Genomic DNA, 9,298 nt, shown 5'->3' with positions numbered 1-9,298 from the left:
TCAAGGCGGGCCTTAAACTCAAGCTGGAAAGCCGCCGCCGTCAGCAGGCCGAAGCCGCCGACGCCCTGCAAAAAGCCGACAAAGAGCGGTCCAACGCCGCCCAGCGCATCCACATTCTGGAAGATCTGGAGCGCAACATGGACGGCTACCAGCAGAGCGTCAAGAGCGTCATGCGGGCCGCCGGTGGCCGCCGCCTGCGGGGCATCATCGGCCCGGTGGCGGGCATCCTGACGGTGCAGAAGGGCTACGAGGTAGCCATCGAAACCGCGCTGGGCTTTGCCTTGCAGAACATCGTGGTGGAGGATCAGGGCTGTGCCCGGGCCGCCATCGCCTACCTGAAAGAAGAACGGGCCGGACGGGCCACCTTCCTGCCGTTGGACACCGTGCAGGGCAGCCGGTTCACGGGACGCCTGACCGGCACCGCCGAGGTGGCGGCCGATTTGGTCACCACCGACCCGAAATACCAACATATCATCGATAACCTTTTGGGCCGCATCATCGTGGTGGAGGATCTGACCGAAGCCTCCGCCGTGGCCAAGAATCTGGGGTACCGCAACCGCATCGTCACGCTGGACGGGCAGGTCATCAACGCCGGCGGTTCCTTCACCGGCGGCTCCACCGCCCGCAGTGTGGGTGTGTTCAGCCGCAAACAAGAGCTGGAGGAACTGCGCCGCCGCCTGAAAAAGCTGGACGAAAAACACGCCGAGGCCGAGAAAGAACTGGCTGCCCGCAAGGCGGAGGTGGATAACCTCTCCGCCCAGCTCTCCGGCGCCGAGGCCGAGGGGATGACCGCCGCTTCGGAGCGGCTGCGGGCCAGTCTGGATCTGGACCGCCTCAACGCCGCGGTGGCCCAGTACGGCGAAACGCTGCGCACCCTGCAGACGGAAGTGGAAACCCAGCAGCAGGCCCGCGCCGCCAGCGAGGCGGAACAGGCCGCTGCGTCTGCCGAACGGCAGAAAGCCGAGGACGAGCTGGCCCGCTACACCGTGGAGCTGGCCCAGTTGGGTGAGAGCACCGGCTCCCTCTCCGCCGAGCGGGAATCCATCACCGAGCAGCTCTCCCAGAAACAGATGCAGCGTCTGGCCGACGAGAAGGACATCAGCCTTCATCAGGCCTCGCTGGAAAGCCTGCAAAGCCGCACGGGCGAAACTGAGGCCCGGGTCCGGGAACTGCAGGCCGCCATGCAGGCGGCCAAGGCCCAGATCGAGGCCAACGAGCTGAAGATCGCCGAGATGGAACGCACCCGGGGCGAAAACCAGCAGAAGATCGCCGCCGCCGAGGAAATCATCCGCACTGCCAACGCGGCCCGGATGGAAACCGAGGCCGCTGTGGCCCAGTTGGGGCAGGAAAACCGCGCCCTCACCGACGAACGGGAGCGGATGAGCGGCGAGATGGCCCGCTTGGCCGAGCGCCGCGCCGCCGCCGAGAACGAACTCAACGACACCAACACCAAACTGTGGGAAGAATACCAGCTCACCGACACCGAAGCCCGGACCCTCTGCGTGCCCTTTGACTCGCTGACCGAGCTGCGGCGGCAGGTGGCCGAGACCCGCAGCAAGATCCGGGCGTTGGGCAACGTGAACGTGGGCGCCATCGACGAGTACAAGGAAGTCAAGGAACGGTACGACTTCCTCAAAGCACAGGTCACCGACGTGGAGAAGGCCAAGGCCGAACTCACCCGGATGATCGCTGAACTGTGCAGCGAGATGGAGGAACTGTTCACCACCTCTTTCAAGGAGATCAACCGCCATTTCGGCCATATCTTCCGGGAACTGTTCGGCGGCGGTCATGCCCGGCTCTATCTCTCCGACGAGAACAACGTGCTGGAGTCCGGCATCGAGATCGAGGTCTCGCCCCCGGGCAAGGTCATCAAGAACCTCAGCGCCCTGTCGGGCGGCGAGCAGGCTCTGGTGGCTATCTCCATCTATTTTGCCATCCTCAACGTCAATCCGGCGCCCTTCTGCATCCTCGATGAGATCGAAGCCGCGCTGGATGATGTCAACGTCAACCGCTACGCCCAGTATCTGCGCCGGATGACCGAACATACCCAGTTCATCGTCATCACCCACCGCCGCGGCACCATGGAGGCCGCCGACGTGCTGTACGGCGTTACCATGCAGGAGGACGGTGTCTCCAAGATCCTGCGTCTCGACCTCGAGAATGTCAGCGCCGACCTGATTTCGTGATCCCAAGGAGGGGTACGCATGTTTTTCTTTAAAAAGCGCAACATCTCCGACAAGGAGTTTGAAGAACAGCAGAAGATGCAGCGCGGTCTGGAAAAGACCCGCACCGGCTTTTTCCAGAACATCCTCAACACCTTGACCAACTGCCAGATCGACGACGATCTGTATAACGATCTGGAAGAACAGTTGATTCTGGCCGACGTGGGGCCCGCCTGCGCCGTCCGTTTGGTGGACGAGCTGCGGGACGAGGTGGAGAAAAACCACCTGAAAACCGGTGAGGAAGCGCTGGACGCCCTGCGGGGCATCCTCTGTCAGGAACTGACCCCCCGCTATCCGCTGGAATTGGACGGTCACCCGGCGGTGATCCTCGTCATCGGGGTCAACGGCGTGGGCAAGACCACCACCATCGCCAAGCTGGCCCACCTGTATAAAGAGCAGGGCAAGCGGGTCATGCTGGCTGCCGGCGATACCTTCCGTGCTGCCGCCAGCGAGCAGTTGGAACTCTGGGCCGACCGGGCCGGGGTGCCGCTGGTGCAGGCCGGGCAGGGGGCAGACCCCGCTGCCGTCATCTTTGACGCGGTGCAGAGCGCCAACGCCAAGGGCTACGATATGGTCATTGCCGACACCGCAGGCCGTCTGCACAACAAGAAAGGCCTAATGGACGAGCTGGGCAAAATTTCCCGCAGCGTCAAGAAGGCCAGCCCCGAAGCCAGTCTGGAAGTGCTGCTGGTGCTGGATGCCATCACCGGCCAGAACGCCATCAGTCAGGCCGAGGAATTCTGCCGGGCAGCGGGCGCCACCGGCGTAGTGCTCACCAAGCTGGACGGCACCCCCAAGGGCGGCTGCGCCGTCAGCGTGTGGGAAAATCTCGGCCTGCCCATCCGCTTTGTGGGCGTGGGCGAAAAGATCGACGACCTGATGCCCTTCGACGCCCAGAGCTTTGTGGAATCGCTGCTGCCCGAAGTGCCCACCCATAAGGAGGACTGACCCATGGTGATCTGTGCCGCCAGCAACAACGCCGGCAAACTGAAAGAACTGCGCCGCATTCTGGAACGGATGGGCCACGAGGTCAAGAGCCTGCGGGAACTGGGCATCGAGCTGGACCCCGAGGAGACCGGCACCACCTTTGCCGAGAATGCCCGCATCAAGGCCGAAGCCTTCTGCAAGGCCAGCGGTCTGCCCACCGTGGCCGATGATTCGGGCCTCTGTGTGGATGCGCTGCACGGTGCCCCCGGCGTTTACAGTGCCCGCTATGCCGGGCATCACGGCGACGATGCCGCCAACAACGCCAAGCTGCTGCAAGAGATGCGGCAGGTCCCGGCGGAAAACCGCACGGCCCGGTTCGTGTCGGCGGTCTGCTTCATCCTGCCCAATGGCCGGGAACTGCTGGTGGAAGGGGAATGCCCCGGTACGGTGGCCTTCTCGGAGACCGGCACCAACGGCTTCGGCTACGACCCCCTGTTTGTGCCCGACCAGGTGGGCCTGCCCGACGGTTCTACCGTCGAGAACACCGCCCGCCGCAGCTATGCCGAACTGGCCGACGGTGAAAAGGATGCCATCAGCCACCGGGGCCGGGCGATGGAAAAACTGGAAGCGGAACTGCCGGCGTTTCTGGCACAGGGATGAACCCTCTGCCGCCGGTACCGCATACACTACCAATAAGGAGAACATATATGCTCAACAGCAAACAGCGCGCTGCTCTGCGCGGCGCCGCCAACGGTCTGGACCCGGTGTTCCAGATCGGCAAAGGCGAGATCGATGAAACCCTGATTCAGGGCGTGGGCGACTGTCTGGCCGCCCGGGAACTGATCAAGGTCAAGGTGCTGGAAAACAGCGAGTATTCCGCCAAGGAAGCCGCCGCCATTCTGGCCGAGGCCCTTTCCGCCGACTGCGTGCAGGTCATTGGCCGCAAGTTTGTGCTTTTTAAGCAGAAACCCAAAGAGAGCGCCTATGCCGGGCTGCTGACCAAATGAAAGTCCTGCTCTACGGCGGCACCTTTGACCCGCCCCACAACGGGCACATGAACAACCTGCGGGCTGCACTGGACTTGGTGCAGCCCGATCGTGCCATCGTCATGCCGGCGGGCATCCCGCCCCATAAAGCGGCCAGCGCCACCCCCGGCGCGGTGCGCCTTGCCATGTGCCGGTGTTTTACGGCCCTCTCCCCGGTGGTGGAAGTCAGCGACTGGGAGATCCGGCAGGGGGGACGCAGTTACACCGTCCATACGCTGGAGATGCTGCGCGCGCGGTTCCCTGACGCCGCGCTGTACCTCAGCGTGGGCAGTGATATGCTGCTCAGCTTCCAAAAGTGGTGCCGTTGGCAGGATATTTTGCAGATGGCTGCGCTGGTGGTGGAAAGCCGCCGTCCCGGTGACGAGGGGGCTTTGCAGACTGCCGCGGACGCCTTGCAGGCGGCGGGGGGGCGGGTGCTGTTTGCCCGGGCCGAAAGCTACCCCTGCGCGTCCAGTGACCTGCGCACCGGCCGCATTCCCCGGGCCGAATGGCCCCGGCATCTGCCGGCGCCGGTGCTGCAAGTGATTGAAGAAGAGGGCCTCTACCCGGCGGCAGATGCCCTGCCCGCAACGAAGGAGGACTGTGGCCATGACTTGTGAAGAAGCCAAGCAAATCGTCAAGCCGCGTCTGGGGCATAAGCGCTGGACGCATACCAAAAATGTAAAAAATATGGCAGTCCAACTGGCCCGCCGATGGGGCGCAGACCCCGAGAAAGCGGCCTTGGCGGCCCTTTTGCATGACAGCGCCAAGGAACTGCCCAAGGAAGCCCAGTTGCAGATTTTTGCCGACAATGCTATAATAGCAGAAAATGCCCCAGCTCGTCCTGCAGCCATTTGGCACGGCATTGCCGCCGCCATTTTGGCCCAAACCCAGTGGGGGGTGACCGATCCCGAGATCCTCTCGGCCATTCGGTGCCACACCACCGGCAAGCCGGAGATGAGCCTGCTGGATAAGATCCTTTACCTTGCCGATATGACCAGCGCCGAGCGGGATTGGCCCGGCGTGGAGGAACTGCGCAAGTTGGAGATGGAGGATCTGGACAAAGCGCTGTGTGTGGCGCTGAAGCAGAGCATTGATTTTGTAAAAGAAAAAGGCGGCGAACTCGATCCCGAGAGCGTTGCCGCGTACGAGTATCAAAAGGCGCTGTTGGACCGCTGAGGCCCTGCGCCCCAGACTGTCAAATGCCATGAACAGGGAGGATAACGTCCATGAGCGAACCGCGTAAGCTCCACACCGGGGGCGCGGCCGGCGGGCAGTATTATGCTGCCCCCCAGTCCCGCGCTTCCGCTTCCGCCATACCGGATCAGGATCAGTATGAAGCCGCACGCCGCCGCGCCCAGCAGCAGGCCAGCCAGAACGCCCATCGCCGTCTGGTGCAGCAGCCGGTGCGCACCGCACAGGGGCGTCACATCCGGCAAACCCCGCCGCCGCAGGAACCGATGGATCCGCCGATGGAGGCGCAGACCCCGCCGGTACAGGAACCCGAGGCACCCCGGGAACTGACCCGGGCCCAGCGGCAGGCGATGGCCTACCGTGCCGCGGCAGAACGAAAATACGGCAATACGGTCAATTTCCCGGCCCAGCGCCGCACGGTACATCAGTCTTCGTCCGCGTCCCGGCCCCGCACGCAGGTCCAGCATCTGGATGTACGCAGCGCCAAGGGCAGCAAACCGGCCTACGATTATAATGCCGATGTTCCCGCTTCGGGCGGCATTCAAATGGAGGAACCGGCCAAGGCTAAGCGCCGCACCGCAGAGGAAGCTTCGGACCGTACCTATCGCGCCGCCAAATCCGGCGGCAGCGGCGGCCGCAAACCGCCCCGGGACGGCGACGCCCCCCGCGGGAAGAAGGGCGGCAAAAACGGCGGCGACGGCCCCTACAACGGCAAGGGCAAGAAGAAAAAGAAGAAGGGCCTGTGGTGGAAGATCCTCCTCATCACCTTGCTGATCATCCTGCTCATCTTCGGCGGCGCCTACGCCATGATCATGGCCGCCATCGCGCCCGAGGGCGGGTCCATCAAGCTGAACGAGCTGATCAACACCCCCAAGGAATTCCAAGGCAAAGAACTGAACATTCTGGTCACCGGTGTGGACCGTTCCAGCACCGGTCAGTTGGCTGCCGGTTCGTCCAATGAATCCGATGTGAACGACGGTATGACCGATATGATCCTCTACGTCCACTTCAACAACGAAACCGGCGAGCTGAAGATGCTGCAGATCCCCCGTGATACCATCGTCAGCACCGACCGCAGCGTTGCGGGCAACTACCGCATCAACAGTGTGGCCAAGACGCAGGGCACCGACGGCAATAACAATATGGCAGCTCTGTGTGAGCTGGTGGCTGACCAGTTCCAGCTTCCCATCGACGGGTATATGACCATCCGTCTGGAAATGCTGGTCGAGATGGTGGATACCTTCGGCGGCATCGAACTCTATGTGCCGCAGGATATGGACTACGAGGGCAGCCATCTGAGTGAAGGCTACCAGACGCTGAACGGCGCCGCCTGCGAGTTCCTGCTGCGTACCCGTCACATTTACAGCAACGGCGACATTGGCCGTCTGAACATGCAGCGCCAGTTCTACGCGGCACTCTTCCGCAAACTCAAGAGCATCGGTAACATCTGGGATGTGGCGCGCCTGACCCCGGTGGTCCTCAATTATATGGAAACCGACCTCAGCGCCTCCAAGCTCGTCAGCTTTGCGGTGAGTATGCTCAAGATCGATTCCTCCAAGATTATGATTTGCCAGCTGCCCGTCAAGATGGGCCAGCAGTACAACGGCGAATCGGTGGTATATCCCGCCCGGCAGGAGGACGCGGAACTGCTTAACACGTATTTCCGCGAGAATATCGGCCCGGTGGATGCCAGCGAATTGAATCTGTGCGACAGCCCCTCGGTGCTGGGCTTTGATATCAGCGGTCTGACTGCTACCGAGCCCAACATCCAGCAGATGGGCAGCCTGATGAGCGAGGCCGACGAAAAACAGCAGACCGACAATCTGGATGGATCCAGTCAGGTCGTTGGCGTGACCGAGAGCGAAAGCACCGCTTCGGACAGCGCCTCGGACAGTGCGTCCGAGGATGATGCGTCCAGCGACTCTGCCGCCTAAATGAATAGGAGAAAGCCTAACTATGGAAAGTAGAGAACTTGCCATCCGTCTGGCCCGCGCGCTGGACGCTAAAAAAGCCCTCAACGTCCACATTCTGGCCGTGGAGGATCTGACCACCGTGACCGAGTATTTCGTCATTGCCACCGGTACGTCCACCACCCATGTGGGCGCACTGGCCGACGAGGCGGAGTTCCAACTGGGGCGGCAGGGCGTCAACGTCCTGCGCACCGAGGGTCACGACGGCAAACGCTGGGTGCTGCTGGACTATGGCAGCGTCATCGTTCATGTCTTTACGCAGGAAGCGCACGACTACTACGATCTGGAGCATCTGTGGGCCGATGCGACGCCTGTGCCTGCCAGTGAATGGCTGGAAGAAAAAACCGAGACCGCCGAGTAAGCGGAATCTTGAGTGGGGAGAGAAATTACCGTGAAATATGATTTCAAAAACGTCGAGGCCAAGTGGCAGAAAGTTTGGCAGGAAGAGCATACCTTCCATGCTGAGATCGACCACAGCAAGCCCAAGTTCTACGCGCTGGTGGAATTTCCGTATCCTTCGGCGGCAGGTCTGCATGTAGGCCATCCGCGCAGCTACACCGCGCTGGACATCGTGGCCCGCAAAAAGCGGCAGTGCGGCTACAACGTTCTGTACCCCATGGGCTGGGACGCCTTCGGCCTGCCCACCGAGAACTATGCCCTGAAAAACCACATCAACCCCGAAATCGTCACCGCCAAGAACGTAGCTCGGTTCAAGAGCCAGCTGCAGGCGCTGGGTCTGTCCTTCGACTGGGATCGTGAGATCAATACCACCGACCCCGATTACTACAAGTGGACCCAGTGGATCTTCCTACAGCTCTTCAAGAAGGGCCTTGCCTATAAGAAAGAAACCACGGTCAACTACTGCACCGGCTGTAAAGTCGTGCTGGCCAACGAGGAAGTCGTCAACGGTGTGTGCGAACGTTGCGGCAGCCCGGTGGTGCAGCGGGTCAAGAGCCAGTGGATGCTGAAGATCACGGCCTATGCGGACCGTTTGATCGACGATCTGGACGATGTGGATTACATCGAGCGGGTCAAGACCCAGCAGCGCAACTGGATCGGCCGCAGCCATGGCGCCGAGATCAACTTCGCCACCACCGCCGGCGATACGCTGACGGTCTACACCACCCGCGCCGATACGCTGTTCGGCTGCACCTACATGGTGGTCAGCCCCGAGCATGCCTTTATCAAAAAGTGGGTGGACGCAGGCCTCATCCAGAACACCGAGGCCGTAGCTGCCTATCAGGAGGAAGCTGCCCGTAAGTCGGACTTTGAGCGCACCGAGCTCAACAAGGAAAAGACCGGCGTCAAGATCGAGGGCGTGGAAGCCATCAACCCGGTCAACGGCAAGCAGGTTCCCATCTTCATTTCGGACTACGTATTGGCCACCTACGGCACCGGCGCCATTATGGCCGTGCCTGCCCACGATACCCGCGACTGGGAATTTGCCAAGAAGTTCGGCCTGCCCATCATCGAGGTAGTCAAGGGCCAGACCGAGAGCGATCTGGACAAGGAGGCCTTCACCGATGTGGCCACCGGTACGCTGGTGAACTCCGGTTTCCTCGACGGTCTGTCGGTGGAGGATGCCAAGGCCAAGATGTATGCTTGGCTGGAGGAAAACGGCAAGGGCCACAAGCAGGTCAACTTCAAGCTCCGTGACTGGGTGTTCAGCCGCCAGCGTTACTGGGGCGAACCCATTCCTATGGTCTACTGCGAGAAGTGCGGTTGGCAGCCCCTGCCGGAGAGCGAACTGCCGCTGCGCCTGCCGGAAATCAAGGACTTTGAGCCCGGCGAAAACGGTGAAAGCCCGTTGGCTCGCCATACCGAGTGGGTCAACACCACCTGCCCCCATTGCGGCGGTCCTGCCAAGCGCGAGACCGATACCATGCCCCAGTGGGCCGGTTCCAGCTGGTACTTCCTGCGGTATTGCGATCCCCACAACAAGGACGCCATCGCCAGCAAA

The 9,298-nt window shown here is 61.9% G+C and carries 9 protein-coding genes; all 9 read left to right on the top strand.

What is annotated here, in order from left to right; translation table 11 throughout:
* Window positions 1–2,186: chromosome segregation protein SMC (smc, locus tag Q0526_RS05300; protein ID WP_298731415.1), on the top strand; the 2,186-nt coding region annotated here is incomplete at its 5' end.
* A gap of 18 nt (window positions 2,187–2,204) precedes the next feature.
* A complete protein-coding gene (gene ftsY / locus Q0526_RS05295; RefSeq protein WP_298731414.1) occupies window positions 2,205–3,170 on the top strand; it encodes a signal recognition particle-docking protein FtsY in 966 nt (321 codons plus the stop codon).
* Window positions 3,171–3,173: 3 nt separating this feature from the next.
* Window positions 3,174–3,809, top strand: a complete 636-nt coding sequence (rdgB, locus tag Q0526_RS05290) for an RdgB/HAM1 family non-canonical purine NTP pyrophosphatase (RefSeq protein ID WP_298731413.1) — start codon at window positions 3,174–3,176, stop codon at window positions 3,807–3,809.
* A gap of 47 nt (window positions 3,810–3,856) precedes the next feature.
* Complete coding sequence (locus tag Q0526_RS05285; protein ID WP_298731412.1) at window positions 3,857–4,156, top strand: YhbY family RNA-binding protein; 300 nt, start codon at window positions 3,857–3,859, stop codon at window positions 4,154–4,156.
* Window positions 4,153–4,794 carry a nicotinate (nicotinamide) nucleotide adenylyltransferase gene (gene nadD / locus Q0526_RS05280; RefSeq protein ID WP_298731411.1) on the top strand — a complete coding sequence of 214 codons (642 nt, stop codon included), beginning with the start codon at window positions 4,153–4,155 and terminating at the stop codon, window positions 4,792–4,794. Before Q0526_RS05285 ends, nadD begins: the two co-directional genes overlap by 4 nt.
* Window positions 4,784–5,353: a bis(5'-nucleosyl)-tetraphosphatase (symmetrical) YqeK gene (yqeK, locus tag Q0526_RS05275; RefSeq protein ID WP_298731410.1), complete on the top strand. Its 570-nt coding sequence runs from the start codon at window positions 4,784–4,786 to the stop codon at window positions 5,351–5,353. The genes nadD and yqeK overlap by 11 nt, the downstream gene beginning before the upstream one ends.
* A gap of 50 nt (window positions 5,354–5,403) precedes the next feature.
* Window positions 5,404–7,302 (top strand): LCP family protein, encoded by a 1,899-nt coding sequence (locus Q0526_RS05270; protein WP_298731409.1) that lies wholly within the window; start codon window positions 5,404–5,406, stop codon window positions 7,300–7,302.
* 22 nt (window positions 7,303–7,324) lie between these two features.
* On the top strand, window positions 7,325–7,699 hold the full coding sequence (gene rsfS / locus Q0526_RS05265; RefSeq protein WP_295340741.1) for a ribosome silencing factor: 375 nt from the start codon (window positions 7,325–7,327) through the stop codon (window positions 7,697–7,699).
* A 30-nt stretch (window positions 7,700–7,729) separates the two neighbouring features.
* The coding region (gene leuS / locus Q0526_RS05260) for a leucine--tRNA ligase (protein ID WP_298731408.1) at window positions 7,730–9,298 on the top strand (1,569 nt) is incomplete at its 3' end.

Source organism: uncultured Subdoligranulum sp., from assembly GCF_937890665.1.
The sequence above is the reverse complement of the archived record's forward strand: the minus strand, read 5'-3'. Positions and strand labels throughout refer to the sequence as shown.